This window comes from Edaphobacillus lindanitolerans, assembly GCF_900156305.1.
Classification (GTDB): Bacteria; Bacillota; Bacilli; order Bacillales_A; family Planococcaceae; genus Bhargavaea; species Bhargavaea lindanitolerans.
On record NZ_FTPL01000002.1, the window covers coordinates 1 to 25091 of the forward strand.

General features: G+C 52.4%; 24 protein-coding genes and 1 pseudogene. 21 read left to right on the forward strand and 4 right to left on the reverse strand.

The genetic code is table 11. From position 1 onward, the window contains the following. Window positions 1-214 precede the first annotated feature (214 nt). From B0B07_RS06130 to B0B07_RS06140, 3 genes are all read left to right on the forward strand, one after another. Window positions 215-1150: an AEC family transporter gene (locus B0B07_RS06130; RefSeq protein WP_234982277.1), complete on the forward strand. Its 936-nt coding sequence runs from the start codon at window positions 215-217 to the stop codon at window positions 1148-1150. 226 nt (window positions 1151-1376) lie between these two features. Next, entirely contained in the window at window positions 1377-2606 is a 1230-nt protein-coding gene (locus B0B07_RS06135) for a dicarboxylate/amino acid:cation symporter (protein WP_200805791.1), read from the forward strand. Between the two features lie 67 nt (window positions 2607-2673). Then, window positions 2674-3198 carry a GNAT family N-acetyltransferase gene (locus B0B07_RS06140; RefSeq protein ID WP_076757544.1) on the forward strand — a complete coding sequence of 175 codons (525 nt, stop codon included), beginning with the start codon at window positions 2674-2676 and terminating at the stop codon, window positions 3196-3198. A gap of 68 nt (window positions 3199-3266) precedes the next feature. Here the strand turns inward: B0B07_RS06140 and B0B07_RS06145 are convergent, their stop codons facing one another. Both B0B07_RS06145 and B0B07_RS06150 read right to left on the reverse strand, forming a co-directional pair. Further along, entirely contained in the window at window positions 3267-3749 is a 483-nt protein-coding gene (locus tag B0B07_RS06145) for a DinB family protein (RefSeq protein WP_076757545.1), read from the reverse strand. A 157-nt stretch (window positions 3750-3906) separates the two neighbouring features. Continuing rightward, window positions 3907-4485, reverse strand: a complete 579-nt coding sequence (locus B0B07_RS06150) for a DUF488 domain-containing protein (RefSeq protein WP_076757546.1) — start codon at window positions 4483-4485, stop codon at window positions 3907-3909. A 339-nt stretch (window positions 4486-4824) separates the two neighbouring features. On the opposite strand from B0B07_RS06150, the gene B0B07_RS06155 reads away from it, so the two are divergent. The 14 genes and pseudogenes from B0B07_RS06155 to B0B07_RS06220 all read left to right on the forward strand — a co-directional run. Continuing rightward, window positions 4825-5064, forward strand: coding sequence for an indolepyruvate ferredoxin oxidoreductase subunit alpha (locus B0B07_RS06155; RefSeq protein ID WP_076757547.1), 240 nt, complete (start codon window positions 4825-4827; stop codon window positions 5062-5064). Window positions 5065-5390: 326 nt separating this feature from the next. Further along, the gene (locus tag B0B07_RS06160; RefSeq protein ID WP_076757548.1) at window positions 5391-5804 is read left to right on the forward strand and encodes a hypothetical protein; all 414 of its coding nucleotides are present in this window, start codon (window positions 5391-5393) and stop codon (window positions 5802-5804) included. Further along, window positions 5801-7261, forward strand: a complete 1461-nt coding sequence (locus B0B07_RS06165; RefSeq protein ID WP_076757549.1) for a sodium:solute symporter family transporter — start codon at window positions 5801-5803, stop codon at window positions 7259-7261. The genes B0B07_RS06160 and B0B07_RS06165 overlap by 4 nt, the downstream gene beginning before the upstream one ends. 30 nt (window positions 7262-7291) lie before the next feature. Next, complete coding sequence (locus B0B07_RS06170; RefSeq protein WP_076757550.1) at window positions 7292-8863, forward strand: class I adenylate-forming enzyme family protein; 1572 nt, start codon at window positions 7292-7294, stop codon at window positions 8861-8863. Between the two features lie 15 nt (window positions 8864-8878). Then, entirely contained in the window at window positions 8879-9328 is a 450-nt protein-coding gene (locus B0B07_RS06175) for a MaoC/PaaZ C-terminal domain-containing protein (protein ID WP_076757551.1), read from the forward strand. Between the two features lie 94 nt (window positions 9329-9422). Beyond that, on the forward strand, window positions 9423-9758 hold the full coding sequence (locus B0B07_RS06180) for a hypothetical protein (RefSeq protein WP_076757552.1): 336 nt from the start codon (window positions 9423-9425) through the stop codon (window positions 9756-9758). A 334-nt stretch (window positions 9759-10092) separates the two neighbouring features. Further along, window positions 10093-11187: a branched-chain amino acid aminotransferase gene (locus B0B07_RS06185; RefSeq protein WP_076757553.1), complete on the forward strand. Its 1095-nt coding sequence runs from the start codon at window positions 10093-10095 to the stop codon at window positions 11185-11187. Between the two features lie 313 nt (window positions 11188-11500). Further along, window positions 11501-12235: a YqcI/YcgG family protein gene (locus B0B07_RS06190; protein ID WP_076757554.1), complete on the forward strand. Its 735-nt coding sequence runs from the start codon at window positions 11501-11503 to the stop codon at window positions 12233-12235. Window positions 12236-12651: 416 nt separating this feature from the next. Continuing rightward, the gene (locus tag B0B07_RS15125) at window positions 12652-13047 is read left to right on the forward strand and encodes a hypothetical protein (protein ID WP_144264316.1); all 396 of its coding nucleotides are present in this window, start codon (window positions 12652-12654) and stop codon (window positions 13045-13047) included. Between the two features lie 52 nt (window positions 13048-13099). After that, window positions 13100-13873, forward strand: coding sequence for a hypothetical protein (locus tag B0B07_RS06200; protein ID WP_076757556.1), 774 nt, complete (start codon window positions 13100-13102; stop codon window positions 13871-13873). Further along, a complete protein-coding gene (locus B0B07_RS06205) occupies window positions 13857-14669 on the forward strand; it encodes a hypothetical protein (RefSeq protein WP_144264317.1) in 813 nt (270 codons plus the stop codon). The genes B0B07_RS06200 and B0B07_RS06205 overlap by 17 nt, the downstream gene beginning before the upstream one ends. Beyond that, complete coding sequence (locus B0B07_RS06210; RefSeq protein ID WP_076757558.1) at window positions 14662-15459, forward strand: hypothetical protein; 798 nt, start codon at window positions 14662-14664, stop codon at window positions 15457-15459. The genes B0B07_RS06205 and B0B07_RS06210 overlap by 8 nt, the downstream gene beginning before the upstream one ends. Next, window positions 15459-16100, forward strand: coding sequence for an ABC transporter ATP-binding protein (locus B0B07_RS06215; protein ID WP_076757559.1), 642 nt, complete (start codon window positions 15459-15461; stop codon window positions 16098-16100). Before B0B07_RS06210 ends, B0B07_RS06215 begins: the two co-directional genes overlap by 1 nt. A gap of 268 nt (window positions 16101-16368) precedes the next feature. Further along, window positions 16369-16922: pseudogene (locus B0B07_RS06220) on the forward strand (transposase); the annotation flags it as partial. Window positions 16923-17067: 145 nt separating this feature from the next. Here the strand turns inward: B0B07_RS06220 and B0B07_RS06225 are convergent. Then, window positions 17068-18807 carry an AAA family ATPase gene (locus tag B0B07_RS06225; protein ID WP_084186586.1) on the reverse strand — a complete coding sequence of 580 codons (1740 nt, stop codon included), beginning with the start codon at window positions 18805-18807 and terminating at the stop codon, window positions 17068-17070. 235 nt (window positions 18808-19042) lie between these two features. On the opposite strand from B0B07_RS06225, the gene B0B07_RS06230 reads away from it, so the two are divergent. The 3 genes from B0B07_RS06230 to recQ all read left to right on the forward strand — a co-directional run bounded on the left by B0B07_RS06230 (window position 19043) and on the right by recQ (window position 22438). Further along, on the forward strand, window positions 19043-19960 hold the full coding sequence (locus tag B0B07_RS06230; protein WP_076757562.1) for an NAD(P)H-dependent flavin oxidoreductase: 918 nt from the start codon (window positions 19043-19045) through the stop codon (window positions 19958-19960). A 154-nt stretch (window positions 19961-20114) separates the two neighbouring features. Then, entirely contained in the window at window positions 20115-20624 is a 510-nt protein-coding gene (locus B0B07_RS06235) for a DNA topology modulation protein (RefSeq protein WP_076757563.1), read from the forward strand. A 14-nt stretch (window positions 20625-20638) separates the two neighbouring features. After that, window positions 20639-22438 carry a DNA helicase RecQ gene (gene recQ / locus B0B07_RS06240; protein ID WP_407643864.1) on the forward strand — a complete coding sequence of 600 codons (1800 nt, stop codon included), beginning with the start codon at window positions 20639-20641 and terminating at the stop codon, window positions 22436-22438. A 130-nt stretch (window positions 22439-22568) separates the two neighbouring features. Here recQ and B0B07_RS06245 read toward each other — a convergent pair whose 3' ends face one another. Further along, window positions 22569-23798: a TraB/GumN family protein gene (locus B0B07_RS06245; RefSeq protein ID WP_084186587.1), complete on the reverse strand. Its 1230-nt coding sequence runs from the start codon at window positions 23796-23798 to the stop codon at window positions 22569-22571. 143 nt (window positions 23799-23941) lie between these two features. Between B0B07_RS06245 and B0B07_RS06250 the strand changes: the two genes are divergently transcribed. Beyond that, window positions 23942-24925, forward strand: coding sequence for a ring-cleaving dioxygenase (locus tag B0B07_RS06250; RefSeq protein ID WP_076757564.1), 984 nt, complete (start codon window positions 23942-23944; stop codon window positions 24923-24925). The last annotated feature ends 166 nt before the right edge of the window (window positions 24926-25091 follow it).

Sequence of the window (25091 nt, forward strand, 5' to 3'; positions counted from 1 at the left end):
TCTTCAGCGCCGATGGTAGTCGGGGGCTTCCCCCTGCAAGAGTAGGACATCGCTGGGCACAAGGCCGTCTCCAACCGGAGACGGTTTTTTTGTGTGTCCGGTCCATCGTGCAGTCCACTGTTCATCTCCAATGAATGACTTTCTCCGTAAAGTCACCTTTCGAAATCCGGTCTCATAGCCTACATGACAGACCGGGGAGAAAAGGGGGACCCGCTTGTCTCCAGCAGCCTTTGTGCTAGCCCTGCTTCCGCTGTATGTGATGGCCTTGATCGGATTTGTTGCACGCAAAACGGCCATTCTGGATGAACAGTCCAATCAGGTCATCACCCGTCTCATGCTTTATCTCACACTGCCCGCACTGATCCTGTTCACGCTTGATACGGATTTTTCTTCCGAATTAATGATGGAATTCGCCTGGCTGTCCGCCATGTCCGCATTTGTCTTAACCGTCTCCGTCCTGGCCGCCGCTTGGCTGCGCAAACGCGCAATGCTTCCCGAAAGCCAGAAAAGCGTCTATGAAAGTTTGATCCTCTTTGGGAATCAGGGATTCATCGGCTTTGCAGTCAGCTTCATTTTGTTGGGGCCGCAAGGGGTTCTTTATCTGACCTTATTCAATATCTTTTATTTGATCCTGATCTGGACGTACGGGATTTATTTATTCACCAAACATGATCCGGAGATCAACTGGCGGGTGCTTCTTGTCAATCCCGGCATCCTTGCCACGCTTACCGGACTTGTTACGCTGTTTCTTCCAATCGGCTGGCCGGTAGTCCTGCAAGGTGCATTCGAGCATGTCGGCAGGATGACGATCCCGCTTTCGATGATCCTCATCGGCAGTTTGCTGGCGGAGACCCGGCTGACGGATTTTAAGCGGTACACAAGGAATATCTATCTCTGGATTGCAGCCTTTTTTAAATTGCTGATTCTCCCTCTTGTTCTGTTCATCTTTTACTTTTTCCAAGTGTCTCAGCCTGTAATGACCATCGCCGTGCTGACCGCCGCCATGCCGAGTGCAACGACCACTTCCGTCTATGCCAAGCGATACGGCGCTGATGCGGTGTTTGCCTCGTATGGAATCATTCTATCCACGATAGGCTGCATCATCACCATTCCGTTGATATACGTCCTCCTCGAGTGGCTGTATGGATGACCCGACACCCGTGTGGCTTGGAAATTCTTCACATCTTCCCGGCACCTCATGACCTGTTTTCAATTTACGTCAGGAAACGCCTGCCTGGCGGTTTTTCCATTTCCTTTCCTTAACTGTCAGATGCCAATCGTTTCACTTTCCTCAAATAAGGGCAAGAATAGGGTAATGGAGATATACCGGGACGAGCTGCCATTGTGCAGCCGTCCGGTGACAGGGAGGCTTGCCAATGGGAACAATCTGGAGGTTTTACCGGGACCGTTCGTTCATATTGAAGATGACGGTCGGTTTTGTCCTGGGCATCATCGCCGGACTCATCTTCGGTCCGTCTGCGAAGGTTCTATCACCGCTTGGAGAGCTGCTTCTTCGTCTTCTGAACCTCATCGTCATCCCACTCGTCGTGTTTACACTCATCGCGGCGGTCGATCAGCTGAATCCAAAAAAACTGGGCCGGATCGGCGGGAAAATTTTCATTTACTACATGTTCACAACGGCGGTTGCCATTGTTTTCGGCATTGTTGTCGCTCTTCTCGTAAAACCTGGTGCCGCTCTGTCGCTGCCGGAAGCCAAAGTGGAGGTCCCTGAACACTCCTCGATGGTCGACACATTGCTCGGGATCGTACCGGAGAATCTGTTTTCCTCCCTGGTCACGAATGATGTCCTCGGAATCATTTTTGTTTCGGTTATTGCAGGACTATCGATCTCATCGATGATGCATGCCGGGGAAGAACGGGTGCGGAAGATGGGGGAGTTCCTGAATGATGCGACCGTCAGTCTGAGCGAAGTCACTTTCCGGATCCTCGGCGGTATACTGCAATATGCACCGATCGGGATATTTGCCATCGCCGCTTCAGCCATCGGGACCCAGGGACTGAAGACGCTTCTCTCGCTCGGCAAGCTGACCGCCGTCATCTACATTGGAATCGTGCTCCAGTTCATATTTGTCTATATCCTTCTGATGAAGATATTCGGCGTTCAGATCCGGAAGTTTTTCTCGGATACGAAAGAAGCCATAGCCACTGCATTCATGACGTCCAGCAGTCTCGGGACGCTGCCGGTCACACTCAGATCTGCAAGCAAAGCCGGCATCAGTGAAGAGGTGGCGAGTTTCGGCCTGCCGCTCGGCGCCACGGTCAACATGGACGGGGCAGCCATCCGGCTTGGTGCTTCAGTCGTATTTGCAGCGGATATCATGGGGCTTGACCTTGGGTTTTCCGCCATCCTCGGCATCATCGTCACCGGCACGCTTGCTTCGGTAGGGACTGCAGGCGTTCCGGGTGCCGGTCTGATTGCACTGTCAATCGTCCTCACACAGGCGGGGCTTCCCATTGAAGTGGTGGCGCTCGTTGCAGGAGTGGATGCCATCCTCGGTATGGGTGCAACGGCCTGCAATGTGACCGGTGACCTCGTCGGCGCCGCCATTGTTGACAGGAGCGAGCGGAAAGGTACAATGTCCTGATTTTCGGAAAAAGCACAATGCGAAAATTGAAGTATAGATAGTTGTTCAATGAAAAGGATGGGTTGCAATGGATGTGTTGATCAGGCAGGAACAGCCGAAGGATTTCAATGAAGTCGAGCAAGTGGTCCAGGAGTCATTCCGCAAAGTTCAGACAAGCGATCATCAGGAACAATTGCGCATCGGAAAACTTCGGGCAACCTGTGCTTATGTGCCTGAGCTCGCTCTTGTTGCGGAGAATGAAGAGACCGGCGATCTGATCGGCTTTTCGCTCATGACGGAGGCGGTGATTGGAGGTTCACCGATCCCTGCGCTTGCAATGGGCCCGGTTTCAGTACTGCCCGATTATCAGAACAAAGGGATCGGTATGATGCTGATCGAGGAAGGCATCCGCCGTGCAAAAGTTAATGGCTATTTGGCCATCACCACTTTTGGTGACCCGGATTTTTATTCGAGGATTGGTTTCAAGAATGCCTTGGACCATGGAATACAGCCCCCCGAACAATCGGGGGAAGGACAGTATCTTATATTGGATCTGCGGGAAGAGAGGATCCGGGGACCGGGCAGGCAACACCCAGCCGGCAAGGATGACTGATTTCCTAAGCCCTGAGACACGAAAGGAGCCGTTCGCATGAACGGCTCCTTTGTCGGGCGATAACCGGGTTACATTCCCTTTATCACTTCACGAATCTGTTCGATGTGGCGCTTTTCATGGAAGCCGACAAACGGAATCCACTGCTTGAGTTTCATCATTCCGAACACCGGATGGGGAAAAGCTTTCGTTTCAAGTGACCGTTCGTCTGTCGATTCGACCGCCCGTTGCAGAATCGAGCGGGATGCAGCCAGTCTTTGTTCCAACTCATTTTTAGTCGCGAAATCCTCCGAAGGAATCACGAACTCGGGCGCGTCCACTTTCACGTCCCGGTTCACCGACGCCTCAATCGGCCGCTCTTCGGTTTTGACGGTCTCGCCGTTCTTCGCCTGCAGCTTAATGGTTTTGGCAACCGTCCCTTCCATGAGGGACAGATGCTCCAAGATCTGCTTGATTGACCAACCGCCATTTTCCGGTTTGCGGTTCAGTTCTTCATCTGAAAGACCGGAAACGGCCTGAAGCAATTCCCGGCGTGCCTCTTCATTGATGTTCATGGATCACACTCCTTTTCATCTTGCAGGATTTCTCCCATCATAGCATCCCGGATGAAGAATCATGTTGCCCGAAGCCCGCATTCCGGTGTCCCGTCGCCGTTAGACGAAGGGAGACATCGGGAACGGCTGCGGATGTGTAGCTGGGCGCCAGTCAGATTCATTCGGTCCGGCCTTCCTCCTCGTCCTGATGATCCGGCGGATAGATGATGGACCCGTCCTCCTGTAAGAGGGGCCGGGCGCCCCACCGTCCGGGTTCATGGGATTCGGTGATCGTTTCGCCGTGCGGTCCATCAAGAATATGGATGACCCGCATTCCATGCATGGATACCCAATTACTGATCAGCAGCCGGTGGCACCTGGCAGGGTGGCGCTCCGAACAACAGATGGCCGCGCGTATCCCGTCCGCATTTTCCGATAGTTTTCTGAGTCCTTCCGAAAACCCGGGCTCGAGCGTATAGTCCGCATAATTGTGGAGCGAACGATTGTTCCATCCGGCATTGCAGCCGTCCGGTACGTCCCGGGATTTTCTTCTGCGTCCGCCGAGTTCAGGGATATGGACGTAGCCGATTCCGTTTTCGGGCAGCCATTCTTTCATGCGGTCGGTGTGGAACCAGGGGAATTTTCGGCTGCCGGGAAACGCCCTCACATCGGCAAGCAATTCGACGCCTGCGTCTTTCAAAAGCTTGATGAATTGATCCTCGGTATGGGTGGAGTGTCCGATTGTATAAAGATCCATGTGATGGCCCCCTCATCTTCTGAAACGGTGAAGGCTTCGTATGAAATTGCCGTCAATATTCGTGCCGCTTGTTGTTTTAAGGTAGTCCATTCCATTGAGGCCCTGCTGAGACCATTGCACCGTTCTTCTCCTGGTGTCTCTCTCAAGTACTTTCCCGTTCCGGCTTCTGAGTATGCCATTCGAAGACTTAAACAGCGCTGGGATTGGAAGATTTTCCGTCCCTTGCCCGACAGCCGGCAAAGATTGGACAAACACCCGGCAAATAAATCGTTTTTTTAAGGTTTCCGACTGCACGAATGGCGGGAATATGGTATGTTGAAAAGGTAAGGAGTGATAAAAATGACCCACGTAATCACAGCGCCTTGTATGGCCGAGAAAGCGGGCGAATGTGTGGATGTTTGTCCGGTCGATTGTATTCTTGAAGGCGAGGATCAGTTTTACATTGACCCGGACCTTTGCATAGACTGCGGAGCCTGCACAGCCGTCTGTCCGGTGGATGCCATCTTCTACGAAGATGATCTGCTGCCGGAAGACATGGAGTTCGTCGAAAAAGCCAAACAGTTCTTCATGGAAGGCTGACGCCGGAGCGGATACGCTCCGGTTTTCTTATGGGTTCATAATGGCGGAAGAGAACTTGAAAGATTCTTTGTACAGATAAAAGATATACTTACATAACATTTAGCTCCCTATCCTCCTTCACAAGAATGCACAACTCCCAAATAACTGATATATCATCATAATAAAAGGTAGGAGGACATCTCTCTCTCGGGTTATCCGCCGGTTGACACCAGTTGTTAAGTTCAATATATTTTATTCATTCGGACTATTGAAAACGCTTTCAGTCCGGAAAAAGAGATTTCCTGGTTTTTGCCGTTCCAAAAAACAAGGGGGAGGTTGGTGAAAGGATGTACGTAAATGATCGGATCATGTATGTGTTCTCCGGCTTGATTGTTCTGTCACTCGCCGGGATGTTCATGCAGTCATGGCGTCTGATTTTGTATCCGTATCTGATCGTAATCGGACTGGCCATTACAATCGGGATCTGGCGGGCGGTGAAACGGTCACCCGCAAAAATCTGGGTTCCTGCTCTGGTGGCCGGGGGATATGTCGCACTGTTTGCCACGCTTGATATCATCACGCGTAATGACCCTGCAGGCGGCAATCATTACTTTCTGGGGATGACACCGAGCCTGGCCATCTATCTGCTCGGCATTTTGCCTCTCGCCGTGATCGCTTCCCTGCTGTACGCCCTGCTCTTTGACGCCGAAGACACCGAAACGCTCAAGCAGGAGTTCAAGAGAGAGGAGGCGGCGGAATGAACAGCACGATCGTTGTGATAGTGAGCATTTATCTTCTCATCTGCATTCTGATCGGGATCTGGGCAACACGCAAGACAAAATCTGCAAGCGACTTCCTCATAGCCGGGCGGAGCCTTGGCATGTTCGTCATGGCGATTGCGGCGTTCACATCCATCCAGAGCGGCTTTGGCCTTCTCGGCGGTGCCGGCCAGACATTTTCTGCAGGGTTCGGGTTTGCGGCAGGAGTGCTGGTGGCGGCGCCGCTGGGATTTGCCCTGACCTGGTTTCTTGTCGGCAAGAGAATGTGGGCGATGGGGGATCTTGGAGACGTGTTCACTCTCGGCGACGTTGTCGAGAAACGGTACAACAGCCGGGGCGTCCGGGGCTGGCTGGCCTTTGCCATCACGCTCGGCGTCATCGGTTATCTCGGGACGCAGGTTCAGGCGATGGGCGTGATCATGCACTCGATATTCGGGGTTTCTCCGGCAGTCGGCGCCTTGATCGGGCTCGGCATCCTGGCGTTTTACTCTGTGGGGGGCGGGATCATCGCCTCGGTTTATACAGACCTGTTCCAGGGTGTCATCATGATTGTGGTTTCGATCTTGATCTTCTTCTTCGCCCTCAATGTCGGTGGCGGCATGCAGAACATCACCGAGACGCTCCAGTCGTCAGATCCGCTTCTGGCTTCGCCATTCGGGAATTTTTCGTTGATCTCGATTGCCTGCTGGTTCCTCCTCTTCAGCCTGGGGGCCGCCGGCCAGCCGCATTTCATCAATAAATTCCTGATGATCAAAAGCCCGAAAGAACTGAAGTGGGGGGCCTTTACGGCGGGGTTCGCCTATGCCATCACCGTGCTGCTCGTCGTTAGCATCGGACTGACGGCCCGTTCGCTGCAGATCCAGGGACGTTTCCCGGATCTCGCTTCTGCCGACGATGCGCTTGTGGTATTTGTCACCGACTTCACTCCCTCGGTCATCGGCGGGCTCGTCCTGGCGGGACTGCTAGCGGCGATCATGTCCACCGGATCGGGGTTTGTGACGCTCGGGGCGGCCAGTCTGGTCCGTGACATGCCGCGCGCGTTCGGCAAGGAAGTGAAGAATGAGCTGTTCTGGAACCGGATCGTCGTCCTCGGTCTCCTTGTCATCTCCACACTATTCTCGTTTTACATGGATACACTCGTTGCGCTTCTCGGCGTGTTCGGCTGGGGGACTTTTGCCGCGGCCGTCTTCCCGTCTGTGGTGCTCGGACTTGTCTGGCGGAAGGCGACCAAGTACGGGGCCATGGCGAGCATCATCCTCGGTGTTTCACTGAACTTCCTTTTTGAGATTTTGAATAAGTACGGAGTCCATCTCTTGCCGGAAGGCGTCGTGGTGGGTGCCGTTTCACTCGTCATTTCGATCCTGAGCTTTGTCGTCGTGTCATTGCTTACGCAGCCGGTGACTTCGGAAGCCGGCTCCAAAGTGCTGAACGTCACATAAGCAAGCCGGAAATGGAAGGAGGGCACACACATGAATGTAGGCTATTTGCTGGACCGGGCGGAGCCCCGCCTGCAGACGATCGATCCGGAGAAGGCGGCCGTTTCACTGGAGAACGGGAAGAGCTGGACGTATGGCGAGCTCAATGACAGGGCCAATCGGTATGCGAATGCCCTTCTTGACAAGGGTGTGGTGAAAGGCGACCGGATCGGTCTTTTGCTATTCAATTCACTTGAGTACTTTGCGCTATATTTTGCGGTTGCCAAGATCGGTGCAATCGCAGTCCGGATCAATTTCCGTCTTGAAACAGAGGAGCTGGCTTATATTCTCGAGGATTCCGGTGCAAATGTGCTTTGTTTTGACGCCCGTCTGAAAAATCGGATTGAGCCGCTCGTACCATCAAGCGGAGTCGCGCACTGGATCCAGTATGGGCCGGATGAAGGTCCATCAGCCGATTGGACGCTCCCATGGGCCGTCCTTGAAGCAGGAGCCCCGGTGCTGGACCGCCGGACGGAGATCCAGCAATCCGATCCGGTGATGCTCATGTACACTTCCGGCACGACCGGGAGGCCGAAAGGGGCACTCTGGACGCATGAAAACACGGTCATGTTTGCAGTGATGCAATCGCTGAAATGGAATTTCAGCCAGGAAACGATCGGGATGACGACCGGTCCGCTTTATCACGTCGGCGCTATGGAAGATATCGCACTTGCCGTATTGCTCTCCGGCGGAACGGTCGTCATTTCAAGAAGCGGCAACTTTGAAATCTCGCGCACACTAAAAATCATTGAGGAAATCGGCGTGACGGATGTTTTCTTATTCCCGTTCATGATTTACGAAATGCTGAAGCTGCAGGATATCGAATCGCATGCACTGAGATCCGTCAAAACGATTTACTCAGGCGGCGATCCGATCATTTCCTGGGCAATCGAACGGCTGCATGAAGTGTATCCGCACATCGGCCTGGTGCAGGTATATGGCCTGACGGAAGGCACGCCGATCGCCGTTGCGCTGGATCCCTCCGATGCCGTGGAGAAAGGCCGCACGGCCGGCAAGGCAATGCCGTTCACCGAAGTGAAAATCGTCGGCGGCCGGGGCGATCGGTTGCCGGCGGGCTCAGTCGGCGAAATATGCACGAAAGGTCCGGCCGTCGTGTCGGAGTACTGGAACAAACCGGAGGCAACCCGGGAAACGTTTATCGGCGGATGGTGCCATACCGGCGATCTCGGAATGCTGGATGAACAGGGTTACCTGACGATATCGGGAAGAAAAAAGGACATGATCCGCAGCGGCGGTGAAAACATCTATCCGGTGGAGATCGAGGACGTGCTCATCCGGCATGAATCCATCCAGGATGTGGCGGTGATCGGGATTCCCGACCCGAAGTTCATTGAATCCGTCTGCGCTGTCATCGTCACAAAACCCGGCAGGCCGGTGACGGAAGAAGACATTCTGAAGTACATCGACGGCCGGCTCGCCGGCTATAAAAAGCCGCGCAGCTTCGTCTTTCTGGACGAACTGCCGAGGACGGCTTCCGGGAAGGTGCAGAAATTCCGTCTGCGGAGCGAATACAAGCATTTGCTCGGTCATGGAGTGAATACATGAAAAGGGGATGAACGGATGTTTGACAAGTATTTCGGGGAAGTGGCAGTCGGAGAAGTTTGGGAGTCGAAGGGCCGGACGATTACAGAAGCGGATATCGTCAATTTTGCGGGTGTGAGCGGAGATTACTATCCGCTTCATATGGACAGGGAATACGCGGAGGCCACCCGGTTCGGCGGCCGGATCGCACACGGGATGCTCGTCCTGTCGGTTGCGACGGGACTGATGAACTTCACTGAAGGAGTCATTGTCGCTTTCTACGGGATGGACAAAATCAGATTCGTTTCACCGACATTCATCGGCGATACGATCAAAGTCCGGCTGGCGGCTGCGGACAAGGAAGACCGGGGGGATGGGACCGGAGTCATCGTCTGTCAGACCGAGATCATCAATCAGGACGGACGCACGGTGACGGCCGGCACACTGCGCATGCTGGTCAATCACGCACCTGTCGCGGTCGAGTCCTGATTATTCCCCGGCCGCCAAGTCCCGGCACGGTGAGCTTCCGCCTGTTTGCATGTTCCAGATCGGGGAATAGTGAAGAACGGGGAGGGAGTGCCGAGTGAAAACATTCGAATCGATTGATGAGTTTGTGGAAGCCGCGATGAGTTTTGATCCGGAAGAACTGCCCGGGAATCTGTTCGTCAGCCAGGCGATCGAAGATGGCGGGGCTGCACTGGAGACCGTGGTCGAGGATGAGGACTCGGTCCGCGGGAACGTGATGCAAGTGTTCAGTGTGCTGCTGGAAACGGGGAGGGGCTCCTATTATTTCGAGTACCCGTTCTTCGAGCCCTATGAAATGGAAGAGATTCAGGAGAAGCTCGAGCCGCTTTTCGCAAGTTTCCCCAAAGTCGTTCTGCCGCAGGAAGAAATGTCCGCACGGCGAAAGCCGGTATGACCCGGTTCCTCATCTAATGAAATTTGTGTTCCGGACGGGGCAGGCGGGCTGCACAACAGTTTAAACTATGCGAAGTGCCTAATGCAAGCAGCCGGCCGTGCTGCTTGCAATTTTTTTCGTTTGTCCATGTAAGACTGTGCAAACGCTGAAGATCCGGACGCATTCCAGAATAAACGTGTTCAAACGGGACAATGCTTTTATTCTCGTACAATTAAAGGAAAAAGTTTCGTCAAATTGATTTAAAACTGTCTGAATTCATGTATAATGGGGCTATTATTTCGTTTCATTTGTATACGATATATCGCATACGCTGAATCCAAGGAGGAAGATCGATATGGGGAACATGAAGATCAACATCACGAAGTGCCTGGAGAAGAAAGAAAAGCCGTCGACAGAAGGCATCGCTTTTGGGCGCAATTTCACCGATCATATGTTCATTGCGGATTATACGGAGGGAACGGGCTGGCATGACCACAGGATCGTGCCGTATCAGCCGATTACCCTGGATCCGTCGGCAGTCATCTTCCATTACGGACAGACGGTGTTTGAAGGACTGAAAGCCTACAAAGCGGAAGACGGCTCTGTGCGCCTGTTCCGCCCGGAAGAGAATTTCCGCAGGATGAACGAGTCATGTGACCGGCTCTGCATGCCGGAGATCGATGAGGAAGAGGCGCTTGAAGCCTTGAAGACCCTCATCGAGCTGGAAAGGGATTGGGTGCCGGATGCGGAAGGGACTTCGCTGTATATCCGTCCTTATATGATTGCGACAGAGCCGCATCTCGGGGTGTCCCCGTCGCTCGAATACAAATTCATGATCGTGTTGTCTCCGGTCGGTCTCTACTACAAAGAGGGCATCGCCCCGGTGAAGATCCTTGTGGAGAATGAATATGTCCGTGCTGTGGCTGGCGGCACCGGTGCTGCAAAAACTGCAGGCAACTATGCGGCGTCCCTGAAAGCCCAGCGTGTGGCGGAAGGAATGGGCTATTCCCAGGTGCTCTGGCTCGACGGCGTGGAGAAGAAATATATCGAAGAAGTCGGCAGCATGAATGTTTTCTTCAAGATCGACGGGGAAGTGGTCACGCCGGCGCTCAACGGAAGCATCCTCGGCGGCATCACCCGGAAATCCATCCTTGAAATGCTCCGTTCATGGGACATCCCGGTCGCAGAACGCCGCATTTCCATGCAGGAGCTGGTGGACGCACAGCGGGACGGCCGGCTTGAGGAAGCGTTCGGCACCGGCACGGCTGCCGTCATCTCCCCGATCGGCGAGTTCAACTGGAAGGGAGAAACGTTCAGCGTGAACGGCGGCGATGCGGGTGAGCTTTCTCAGAAACTGTACGATGAACTGACGGGCATCCAGACCGGCAGGAAAGAAGATCCGTTCGGCTGGGTCACCGTGATTGAAGAGAAGGAAGCCATTCGGCAATAACTCAAGATAACTGCCCGGTGCGTGATCGCATCGGGCAGTTTTTTGGCGAGAAGCCTTTATGGGGGCGGAGAAACGGTTTTTTTGCAGCACCGATCGGTCTCTGATAGCGGGGAATCGGACTCCTGGCACACCGGATCGGACTCTTAACGCCCTGAATCGGACTGCAGGCCCGGTTCGACAGGGAAGCCGGTTTATCCGTCCCGGAATGTCTGCAGCCCGTTCCACATATGATCACTTTGCGGCGTGTCCATTCGTGTTTTACATTCTGTCCGTCCGGGGATAGAATGGTACGAGACTGGATGGAGGTTGAATCATGACCGTTAAACAGAGAAAGTTGTTGACCAAGAAAGATTTCTCCTCGCAGGATGAGCTTCCGGCCTGGCTGCTGAGAGAATATCAAACCTTTCATGATACGGTGACCGACAAGACGTTCCCGTGCTATTTCGGGATGGCCGGGGAGCTTGGCGGTGAGCTCCGCTATGCATATATTGAGCGGGAGGACTGGTCGAATCTGCCCGAAGCGCTGTCGGAATTCCTCGAGCTGTTCCAAAATCCGAAGCATAAGCGCCACGGACTCTTTGTGTTCGTAGAGCCATTCCCCGAAGAGGGCACCCTGGAGGATTACCGGAAAGAGTTTTGGGACATTCTCCAATACTTGCATGAACAGGACACGGTCGAGTGGCCGGAAGACGCGCCGAAGGACCCGGAGCATCATCTCTGGGATTTCCGTTTCGGAGGAGAACCGATCTTTGCGTTCGGCAACGCACCGGCTTACAAGCAGAGAAAAACACGTGACCTCGGCAATGCCATGGTGATCGGGTTTCAGCCCCGCAAGATATTCAAGGGGCTCGAAGGCACCGAGCCGGGCGGCATCAACTCACGCGAGAAAGTACGCGAACGGGTGGAGAAATGGGATCAACTGCCGAAGCATCCGGACATCAGCCACTTCGGAGACCCGGAGCACAATGAATGGAAACAGTTCTTCATCGGCGATGATGTCGTTCCGATCGCAGGAAAATGCCCGTTCACCCATAAGGACATGGCCTGAACTGCAAAAAAGAGACGCGCAGCACACGGAAGGATTCCGGTGCTCCGCGTCTTTCGCAAGTTGCCGGGGCTCGGACGGTTTTTGGAGGGCGTGAGTTTATGCCTGGCTGAGGGCGATTCGCGACCGCCCCAGCTCTTTTCGCACCTGCTTCCCGCTGCCCGACTTTTCCGCACCCGCATGGTGGCAATTCGCATCCGCAATCATGAAAAGCTCACTGGTAAGGGGCTTTTTTAGTGTCTCGTCCTTACCGGAACCGAAGAATGGATCAGCCTTGAATTAACAGCAGATGGTTAACCGAACATAGGGAATATTTTTAATTTCCTATTTACTCTTTGTGTATCTTCGAATATTATTTAAATAAGGAGCTTAAATGCTCCTTATTATGACTGGCAGCTAAAAATAAAGGAGTGCGGAACTTGAAACTGAAGATCAAGATTGCTGCCGCAACGCTTGGAATTGGTTTGTTAGCTGTCGGATCCGGTATGGTTACTGCTGCGACATACTATGGATATGATACAAGAGTTCCTGCCGTATCAGATTACGAATCGTCGAATAAAACGAAGATTAGTAGCGGGTCTGCTTATAATGTGGTGAATTATGTGGAAGGAAATAGGGGAATAGTTTCCTGGATTGAAAATACGGGTGGCTCCAATGTAACGCCAAAAGTCTCTTATACGACGACTGGTACTAAAACGATGACGTATTATTATCCGTCAAGCAACTATGTTGGAAAGCTAGTTCATTTAAATATATCCACAGCAGTAGGTAACTACACGGCAACTGGTACAAGAGGATCTTGGACTCCAAATTGATTTAAAATCCAGTGGCGGCTGGTCATATTTTAATGTATATGGCGGTGGTATAATGGAATATTTAGTCCAAGAATGTAAACGGGCTTTGTTTTCGCCGGTTATGAAGATTGCCCTGTTGTTATCAAGTGCCTTATTTATTGCCGGTTTTTTTGAATATATCAGATGGTTCCCAACCGGACAAATTTCTGTTCTTTATGCATTTTTTAATGGATACAACTCAGGTTTAACAAACTTCCTAATCGTCGTTTTTCCGATTATCGCTTGTTTGCCATTCGCTGCCTCTTTTATACAAGACCATCGAAATCGATTGACGGATTTGATTTACATCCGGACTTCAACTTATCAATATAAAGTAGTGAAATTTTTCTTGAACGGAATGGCTGGCGGAATAGCTGTAGCTGCCGGACCTTTTGTCGGAATGGTCATTCTATCTATTGCAAAACTAATTATTGGAATGCCTTTGAATCTTTCCGAGACTGAGACAGCTCTCCGTTTCAATGAGATGGGAATTGATAATCCGTATTTAATGATGACGATTGTTGTGCTTCTTTTGTTTTATTGCGGGTTTATTTTTTCTTCAATCGGACTTGCATGTTCGGTCATTGCGAGAAATTCATACCTAGCTGTATTATTGCCTTTGGTTTTGTACATCGTTACAGGAATCATGTTTCCAGATTATCATTCTCCTTTTAACCTACAGTTTCTGTACGATATTAATAGGGGGGTTCCTTATTATTGGCCAAGAATGGTGATTGGAATCATTTTAATTTTGCTATCCGCGATAGTTTTTTCTATCGGAGGTAAGTATGTTGACCAATCTAAATAAATTGCGGTTTCTCGGTTTCGCAGGAGGAACCCAACTTCTTATGGTCGTTTTGTTCATTGTTGTGCTTTGCACAGCCCATTTGATAAGGGTATTCAGGATGGCACCAAAGGTAAATGGGTTTGATTTTTTCTATGAATTGTTTAACTTGCATGCGGTTACCTACACGATCATTCCTTTATTTCTAATTTGGTTGGCGTCCTTTTTTTCATTCAGTCATGTAAGACAATATACAGTTTTTCGATACCGTTCCCGATTTCGCTGGATCCTTGCCGAAGTAACGGGAGTTTATTTGATGGCCAGTTCGTTTATATTGGTCATTTTTTTTATCGGGTTGTTACAGGCGTTGTTTTCAATGGGTTTCGAAGGAGGATGGAGTGAAGGTTTCAGAAGTAACTTTTCCTTCGCTGCCGCTTTTTTGGATAAAAATTCACCGTACCTCTTTACGATTGCCTCGATGATTTTAGTCTTTTTACTCTTATTTTCATACGGCATGATGTATTTATTCATTTGGATTTTAACAAAGAATGCTATTCTGCCTGCGGTATTATTATTCGTTGTCGATATTTTTAATTTGATTGTTTCGTTGGGGAAGGTGGAACCATTTACCGATTTTCTATTCACAAAACACTTCGATATCATGCAAGGTATTCAAAGTTCGGGGGCCATTGCTGTATCGATCCCATATTACATGTTCACCTATTGGTTAGTTCTAATCCTTGCATTACTGATCTTATCTGGGTGGGCGGCGAAAAAGACTGATCTTCAATTTATTAAGGAAGGGTCCCGGGATGATTAATCTTCTTCGATATCATATGAAAATCTTTTTTGCGCCATTTACTTTGCTTATCGTCCCTCTCGTTTATGCACTAAATGCTTTAACCGTTGTTTCCATCAATCAAGGTGTACTTCCGGGAGACTTATGGCACGCAGCTGCTTTTCCTCTCTATATCCCGATTAATCTGAAATTCGATCTTCCAAGATGGTTCATCATTTTACTTCCGTATATGATGATCACGACTCTTTATGTACAAAACGAATTGCATCATCGTTTTTCACTGACTTTGATACGATCAGGAAATGCCCTTTTGTGGTTAAACAGTATGATTGTCGTAATTATCAAGTTGATAATGGTTACAACATTAGCTGGTTTTTTTGTCAATCTCTTTGCCGGTGTATTATTTGGAGATACCCAGTCCAATATGGTTCAGCTTCTTCCGGTTTTTACGGACAGTTCGGGGATACGACTCATGATAGGTGAATATTTCATGATGATCCTTTCTATTTCAATTTCCGTCCTGTTGAACATACTTTTCATTCTGTTCATCGGGCATGGCGGGCTAGCGACCCTCACCGTAATTATTCTGGTATCGGTTTCAACAGTTACTGCTTTTCTAATTCCTCCAATCATTCCGTGGCTTCCATTGAATAGCGGCATGGCAGCATTAAAAGAAATGAACAATTTTCCACTTGCATATGGGTTGATTTCAGGGTGTGTTGCATTAGCGATCTTGGTAGCTGTGATGAACCTTGTCTTCAAATATAAATTAGAGCAAATACTAATCGGGAATCAGGGAAGGGGATTGTGATGATTGTTGAAATGGTCAATGTTACAAAAGACATGAAAGGCCATAAAATCCTTAATGGTATAAACTTTACAATAGAAACCCCTGGAGTATATGGAGTTGTAGGAAGAAATGGTTCCGGGAAGAGTGTGTTGTTTAAAACGATTGCCGGGTTGCTCCAGCCTACTATAGGTAATGTAAAGGTGTTTGGAGAATTAGTTGGAAAAGGAAGTTTCCCGAAAGATTTCGGAGCCCTTTTCGATACACCGGGATTTGTGCCTCGATATTCAGCCTTGGACAATCTAAAACTATTGGCATCCATCAAGGGAGTCGTCAAAGAGGAAGAAATTCGAGAGGTCATCAAAGTGGTTGGATTGGAGCCCGATGATCGTCGTCCTGTACGGAAGTACTCACTTGGTATGAAACAGAGACTCGGCATCGCTCAAGCAATCATGGAGCATCCCAAACTTCTCGTTCTGGATGAACCGATGAATGGACTCGATGAATCAGGGGTTCAGGAAGTGCGGAAAGTGATCAATGAATTTAAAAGTGAAGGGACCACCGTATTGCTTGCAAGCCATAATCGTGAAGATATTGAGTTGCTGTGTGATCAAGTCTATCTAATGGAGCAGGGGGAACTACGAGTGTTTAGGGAGGACGTTTAGTGGAGTGTGAATGCTCTTTATTTGAAAGGGAATTCATCAAAAAAAAGTGACGAGTTCATCCAAGTAACGAATGATTTTGGAATGACACGCCAAGTTTCCTCAGTGGGTGCTGTCAGTCGCTCCAATTTCTCACATTGCCGGTCCTGCTTTTGTGCACATATCGCAATCACACAATAAAACGCCTCCCGTCACGAGATCACTGAAAAAGTCCATCAAGAGTCAATGCTGCTTTTGAACTACACCCCGTCAAAACAGTGGCGCCGCCCCGGACGTCGATACGGTCATTGGAGACGCTGCTTATTCCGAGAAAGGCAATATCGACTATACAAAATCAAAGGATATCGCATTGGTAGCCAAACTGAATCAAAGTGTGGCGCAAGGGACCCGAAAAAAAGAAGAAGAGTTCGAAACCAATAAGGACGCGGGGTTGTACGTTTGCTGGGCAGGTCATTTGGCATTTCAAAAAGCACGACAAGGGAAGAAGAATACACAAAAAAACAGGTGGACACCTACTTCTTTGACGTTGGGGAATGCAAAGTCCGTCCGCTTAGAGAAGGATGCTACAAAGAGGGCGCTAAAACGAAGACCTATCCCGTCTCCATTAAGTCGAACGTCCATCTTGAACAAATGGCATCCCACGAGACGGATGAATTCCGTCTCAAAGCCAAAGAACGCTATAAAATTGAAGTGAAGAATGACGAGCTCAAGAACCGGCACGGCTTAAAAGTGGCGGAATCTGCGGGCTTATTTGGCATGTAAATACAGGGGGTCACGTCCATATTTGCGGTTAATCTACAGCGAATTATTAAGCTGGTGGATGAAAAATGGGAACTGCAAGCAGGTCTTGCCGGCTTTATGACTAAAAAAGGCGAGGTCACCACCCAATTAATGGGTGCGACCTCGCCTCTGTTTCTTTATACCTCGAAAATCAATTGCCTTCCCGTCACCGGGGGCGTTTTATTGATGATTATGCTTCAACTGCGATCAGTTTGTCACGGACAATTTTCTTGTAGCCCACGATTTCCTGTACTTCTTCGCCGTCAATGGTCTCTTTTTTCTTGAGGGCATCCACAAGATTCATGTACTCGACCTGGTAGGTGTTAATGAGCAGTTCAGCCATCTTCAGGGCTTCATTGAACAGCTCCTGCATTTTGGCTTCTTTCTCGCCTTTGTTGAACGTGAGCTGGAACCCGTCCTGAAGCAGTCCGGTATCAACCATCTGTTCGAGAAGATCCTTCGCCTGCTGGACATCGCCGCCGACGCCGATCGAGTGTTCGCCAAGATGGATCCTCTCTGCAACGCCGCCTGCCAGGATCATGGCCACCCTGTCGAGCAGTTCACTCGCGGTCGACAGATGCAATTCCTTCTGAAGGGGCGCAACATAACCGAGCGCCATGCCCCGCGGGATGATCGTCGCCTTGCGGACGGATCCCGGATTCGTAAGCGCCTGGAGGAGCGCATGGCCGGCCTCATGGATGGCCACACGGTGTTTCGTGGCCGGGTCATTGAGCGCACGTGCCGTGGAACCGAGGATGGTCCGGTCGATTGCAAAGTCGATGTCTTCATTGGAGATTTCGGATCTTCCGTCACGGAGTGCCCGTCTGCTCGCCATTTCAAACAGGGAGCTGAGTTCCGCTCCGGAGAAGCCGGAAGTGCTTTCTGCCAGGCGGTCGAAAGAGGCCACGACTTCCGGTGCCATCATTTTTCCGCGGGAGTGGATATCGATGATTTCACGGCGTCCCTCTGTGTCAGGAAGCGGAACCTGGAATTCGAAGTCAATCCGGCCGGGACGCAGAAACGCATCATCTAGCATGTCTTTGCGGTTCGTCGCGGCGATGAACAGGATGCCGTCGTTGTCGTTGCCGCCGTCGAGCTGGACGAGCAGTTCGGTGAGTGTCTTCTCCGATTCCTCACCGCCGTGGGGTTTCCGTTTGCCCGCAAGTGCATCGACTTCATCAATGAAGATGACTGCCGGGCGCTGTTTGCGCGCATTGTCGAACAATGTGCGGACACGGGAAGCGCCGACGCCGACGAACATTTCGGTGAATGCCGCACCGCTCGAGGAGAAGAAGGTCGCCCCGATTTCATGGGCAATGGCCTGGGCGAGAAGCGTCTTGCCGGTTCCCGGAGGGCCGTACAGCAGAATGCCGCGCGGCGGCTTGAGGCCGACCTGCTCAGCACCGCCCGGGTCTTTGATGACTGCAAGCGCCTGACCGATCTCTTCCTTCATCTCGTCCGGTATGCCGCCGACGTCTTTCAGGGTGATGTCCGGCAGGGGAGCGGACTTGGCGGCACTCTGCTTCATCGAAGAAGCGACGCCGAGCTTTCCTTTGCGGTGGAGAACGAAAAGCCCTGTCCCGACTGCCGCGAAGATGATGACGAGCAGCATCCGGTCGCGTGTATTTTGCTTGGAGTATTCATATGTCACGTCATTGTTGATGACGAGTTTTTCTACACTTTGGCTGTTGGGAGGAATATTCGTGGAATATTTGCCTTCCGGCGTTTCCAGGACGAGTGTGCCCCCCGCCGATTCGGTGAGCGTCATTTTCTGCCCGTCGCCGGCCTGGATGAGATCCTCCATCTTGGCGAACGACACGCCCGTTGTCCGTTCATAGCCGAAAGCAAACCACGCTGCGATCGACCCGACTGCGACTAGAAGCACGGTGATCAGAAACATTTTCGATGTCATTTTTGAAATTGGCTTCAAGCCGCACCATCTCCTTCAACAATTTAAGCCCATTATATAAAATAACGAGTTTAATTGATAGGAAAAAGGGTAGTAAAAAAGGTTACAATTTCATGTCGTTGAAAGGTTGGGGGATTTATGGGAAGAACAAAAGAATGAACGTTCATTCATTTCTTTCTTGACACCCGACTCCGGAATTAGGAGAATGGGGATACGAAGTTCAGTAATTTTCGGAAAATATGAATGGGGTGGAAGAATGCTGAAATTACCGGTAATCGTAGCGCCGATGTTCCTTGTATCCAATCCTCAGATGGTCATCGAGTCGGGCAGGGCAGGGGTGATCGGGACGTTCCCGCTGCTCAATGCCCGTCCTGCGTCGGTCTGTGCGGAATGGCTGAAGGAAGTGAAGGATGAACTCGGCGACACGCCCTGGGGCGTCAATTTCATCTGCCATAAGAAGTCAAACATGCGGTATGACGAGGACCTGGGACTTATCCGAGAATATGAGCCGCCGATCGTCATCACTTCGTTGGGCCATCCGGGTGAAGTGGTGGACGTTGTCCATGCATACGGGGGCACGGTCTATTCGGACGTGGCGCACGTAAAGCATGCCAGGAAAGCCGCACAGACCGGCGTGGACGGGCTGATCCTTGTCTGTTCGGGTGCCGGTGGCCACGGGGGGACCCTGAATCCGTTTGCCTTCATCTCTGCCGTCAAGACATTCTATGAGGGGAAGATCATCCTGTCCGGTGCCCTGTCATCAGGTGCGGACGTGGCGGCGGCCCTTGCAATGGGGGCGGATTACGCGTATCTCGGCACCCGTTTCCTCGCCGCGAAAGAAAGCGGCGCCTTTGAGGATTACAAACAAATGGTGATCGACTCGACGATCGAGGATATCGTCTATACGGATGCCATCAGCGGCGTACCGGCGAATTTCCTCGCTCCGTCTCTCGTCAGGCAGGGGCTGGATCCCGATAACCTGAAGGCTCCGGGGAAGCTGAACTTTTCCGGCGAAGACGAAGTGAAAGCCTGGAGGGACGCCTGGTCCGCGGGCCAGGGCGTGACAAACGTTACCGGAATGGAGACGGTTGCCGAAATCGTCGGCACGCTCATCCGGGAATACGACGAGACGATCGCCAGGCTTTCGGGGGACCGGAGCGGCGTCGCCCACTGAACGGAACGGATTTTGCAACCAGACGGAAAAGAAGCCGGCCGGCTTTGAATGGCCGGCTTTTTAGTACGAATTTTGCATATTGGCCGGGGTTCGGGAAGAGGACGGCCGGATGCGCTATAATGGAAGAACGATTGCAAGACTGGGGGGGAGGACCATGGAGCGGATCATGTTGATCGGTTCAGGCGGTGCGGGCAAATCAACGCTTGCGAGAGAACTTGGAAAACGGCTTAATATCCAGGTGCATCATCTGGATGCCCTGCTTTGGAAGCCGGGCTGGACACTCACCACACGTGATGAACAGCGGGAAATTCAGCGGGGGCTGTGCGGCAGGGACCGGTGGATCGTCGACGGGAACTACGGGGCGACCATGGACGAGCGGATCCGGGCTGCCGATACGGTCATCTTCCTTGATATGTCCCGCACCGTCTGTCTTTACCGGATACTGAAAAGACGCATCCGGTATCACGGAAGGACACGTCCCGATATGCAGCGGGACTGCCCGGAACGGCTTGATCTTGAATTCGCAAAATGGGTGTGGAACTATCCGAAGGAAAAGCGGCCGGGCGTCCAGGCGATGCTGGATGGCCTCGGTCCGGATAAGCAGGTCTTCATCCTGAAAAATAGAAAGGCGGTCCGGGCATTTCTGGACCGCCTGCCAAATTGATTGGAGTGTCAGCCATGCTGAAGCAAGGCTCTGAGCAATTGCTGGAGCAAGCGCTCGAACAACTGAATACACATTTCGGCTACCCGACATTCCGGCCGGGCCAGGAACAGGTGATCGAGCGTGTGCTCGTTGGAGAGAATACACTGTGCGTCATGCCGACCGGCGGAGGAAAATCGGTGTGCTATCAGGTGCCGGCGCTCGTCAGGGAAGGGACGACGCTCGTCATCTCGCCGCTTATCTCGCTCATGAAGGACCAAGTGGATGCCCTGACGGAAGCGGGCATCCCGGCCGCTTACATCAACAGCACGCTATCAGCGGACGAATTCCGTGAAACGATGGCCCGGGCGAGGGCGGGTGAATACAAACTGCTGTATGTGGCACCGGAGCGGCTGGATTCGGACTTTTTCCTGAACGATCTCATGATGATGGATATACCGGTGGTCGCTGTGGATGAGGCCCACTGCATATCCCAGTGGGGGCATGATTTCCGGCCAAGCTACCGGTTGATCGGACATGTGGTCGACGTACTTCCGGACCGGCCGGTCGTGCTCGCACTGACGGCCACCGCCACGCCGGAAGTCCGTGAAGACATCAGGCGCCAGCTCCGGATCGCTGCGGAAAACACGGTCCTCACCGGCTTTGAGCGGGAGAACCTGACGTTTTCGGTGATCAGGGGACAGGACCGGGGCAAGTATCTCAAAGATTTCCTGAAGAAAAATGCGGATGAGTCGGGGATCATCTATGCCGCGACACGCAAGACGGTGGACGCGCTCCATGATTCCATCCGCAAGTCCGGGCTGCCGGTCGCCAAGTATCATGCGGGACTCGGCGAGGATGAGCGTCGGCGGGCGCAGGAAGCATTCCTGAACGACGAAGCCCGGATCATGGTCGCAACGAATGCATTCGGGATGGGCATCGACAAGTCGAACATCCGGTATTGCATTCATTATCAGCTGCCGAAAAACATGGAGAGCTATTACCAGGAGGCGGGACGTGCGGGACGTGACGGACTGCCGGGCGAATGCATCGTTCTGTATTCACCACAGGATGTGCAGACCCAGCGATTCCTGATCGACCAGTCCGACGACCGGGACGGCATCTCGCGGGAACTGGAAAAGCTGCAGGCCATGGTCGACTACTGTCATACAGAGGACTGCCTCCAGCAGTTCATTGTCCGCCATTTCGGCGACGGGGATACGGAACCGTGCGGCCGCTGCGGGACCTGCACCGATGACCGTGAGAGCACCGATGTGACGGAAGATGTGCAGAAAGTGCTGTCCTGCATCATCCGGATGGGCCAGCGTTTCGGCAAGGCGCTTACCGCACAGGTGCTCACCGGCTCCGTGAATAAAAAAGTGAAAGAACTCGGCTTCGACGAACTGACGACGTACGGGATCCTGAAGCAGGACTACAGTGCGAAGGAAGCGACCAACCTGATCGATTTCATGATTTCGCGTGATCTGGTCGGCATCAGCCAAGGACAGTTCCCGACCATTTTCGTGACAGAAGCCGGCAAGGACGTCCTGACGGGCAAAGAGAAAGTGTCCCGCAAGCAGGCGGTGGTCACCCAGGCGATCGGGGATGCGGATCCGCTGTTCGAAAAGCTGCGGGAAGTCCGCAAAGACCTCGCCGAAGAAGCGGGCGTTCCGCCGTATGTGATCTTCTCCGATAAATCGCTGAAAGACATGTGTGCCCGGCGGCCTGGGAACGAAGACGAATTCCTGGACGTCCACGGTGTCGGGGAGAACAAACTCGCCAAATACGGCGAGCCATTCCTGTCCGCAATCCGGGAGTACGCCGGTTCGCCGGACTGACCGGGTGACCGGCGGCATCCTGAAGAAGGTTGCCGCGGCATCTGGCCAACCTGAATAATGTGCATCGACTTCAAAAATAACGGAACGAAAAACCGGACAGGCCCAGTGCCTGTCCGGTTTCATATTTCATTCAGAAAATGTGCTGGAAGAACGAACGGATGATATCTGCACCGCCGATGAACGTTCCGAGCGAGCTGCCGAGATTGCCGAGCACGACGACGAGGAGGACGCGGGTGGCCTTGTTCTGCCAGAATCCCTTCACGCTCAAAACGTCTTCCGTCAGCTTCTCGAAGTCCCGGACGCTCGGCCGGCTGAAGTAAGCCTGGACAAGTCCGGAGAACCAGCCGACGGCGAGCAGCGGATGAAGCGAAGTGATCGGTGCCGCGATGAACGCGGTCAGGACGGCAAGCGGGTGCCCTTTCGCGATGATCGTTCCGAGGGCGGCCAGCGATCCGTTCCAGAGCAGCCAGCTGAGCATCTGATTCAAGGCCACGCCGCTGTTCTGCATGAACGTGTAGGCGATGATCGCGATGATGAGGAGCGGGATCGCCCATCCGACCACTTTGGGCCAGACCGGCTTGGGCGGTTTGGCGGTGAGTTTTTTCAGGTCATGCGTTTTGTGGATCTCTTTGGTGATGCCCGGGATATGTGCCGCTCCGAGGACCGCCACGATCTTCCGCCCCGGGGCAGTGCGAAGCTTTTCAGCCAGGTATTGGTCCCGTTCATCGATGAGGGGTTCTTTCAGCCTCGGGAAGGATTCGGTGAATTCTGCAAGCACGGCGTTGAGCGTGTCCTGGGACTTCATCTTCTCCATTTCTTCCTCGGAGATCTCCTCCCGGCTGAAGATGCTCGCTACGACGGAAGTGAGCAGCTGGGCCTTTCCGGTGAATCCGAGGTTGCCCCAGATCCTCGAAAAAGTCGTCTGGATGTTCCGGTCGGCAAGGACGAGCCTGGCGCCGGTTTCCTTCGCCGACTCGATGCCCTGGATCATCTCTGCTCCCGGCTGCACGTCGAACTGCTTGGCCATCCGGTTCTGGAATGATGAAATGGCGAGATTCATGAGCAGCAGGGAGGATTTCTTCTCCTTGATGACCTTGAAGATATCCGTGTCCTTCCACTTGTTCCCACCCATGACCGCCTGATATCGCTGCTCGTCCAGTTCGACTGCGACCGTGTCGGGCTGTTCACGCTCGATGACTTCTTTGACCTGGAGGGCGCTCAGGCGGGAGACATGGGCGGTGCCGATGAGGATCAGTTCCTTATCGCCCAGCTGGATCCGGGTGATGTTCTGCTCATCGGAGACGACCCGGTCATGGTCCGGTTGGTTCGGTTGATTGTTGTTCAGGTTGAGTTCATCCATATTTTGATCCTTCGTTTCGATAGTTGTCATATCGTTAATGATGAAGCATAGAGCTGGGGAATTCAATATTTAGAACAGATTAATTGTGGAATGGCGGCTGAGGGGTTATAATATCTTTAATTCGAGATAAAGGAGGGCCCACCATGAATGGCCTGAAAGGAATGCACCACGTCACAGCGATTACGAGCTCTGCAGAAAAGAATTATGATTTCTTCACGAATGTCCTCGGAATGCGGCTCGTGAAGAAAACAGTGAACCAGGATGACATTAACACGTATCATTTATTCTTTGCGGACGACCGCGGCAATGCAGGAACGGACATGACATTTTTTGATTTCCAGGGCATCCCGAAAGGCTCGCATGGAACGGACGAAATCCACCGGACCTCGTTCCGGGTGCCGGATGACGCGGCGCTCGGCTACTGGACAAAGCGATTCGACCGTCTCGGGATTGCACACGACGGCATCCGCCGGCAATTTGACCGGCAGGTGCTGCCGTTCAGCGATTTTGACGGCCAGCTGTATCAGCTTGTTTCCGACGAAGGCGATTCCGGGGTCGCACCGGGCATCGCTTGGCAGAACGGACCGGTCCCGCTTGAGTTTGCCATCACCGGACTCGGCCCGATCGTCCTGCGGGTATCCGACTTCACTTATATGAAGAAACTGATGGAAGACGTGCTCGGCTACTCTGAAATCGACGCTTCGGGGGACATCCACCTGTTTGAAGTCGGAGAAGGCGGCAACGGAGCACGGGTCATCGTTGAATACAATGCGGTTCTGCCCCGCGGACGCCAAGGGTTCGGCACGGTGCACCACACGGCATTCCGGGTGGAAGACCACGATGCGCTTGAGCACTGGATCGACCGGATGGAAGGATTCGGCTTCCGTACATCCGGACGGGTTGACCGGTTCTACTTTGAATCCCTGTATGCACGCGTGACACCGGGCATCCTGATCGAATTTGCGACAGACGGTCCCGGTTTCATGGGAGATGAACCGTATGAAACGCTGGGGGAAAAGCTTGCGCTCCCGCCTTTCCTGGAATCCAAGCGCGAACAGATCGAAAACCATGTCCGGTACATCGACACGGTCCGGAGCACAAAGACTTTTGAAAAGGAATATGAGTAAGAGCATGGAAAGCGCAGCCTGAAAACGAATTTCGCCAAGAAGCAGAAGTGAAATAAAGAGGCAAGATTGCACCTGTAACGGGTCGGAATCTTGTCTCTTTTTTCTCTGCGGCTATTGGGAATAGGTTTGGTAGGGACTCGCGGTTGATTCGTAGGGCTTCATGGTT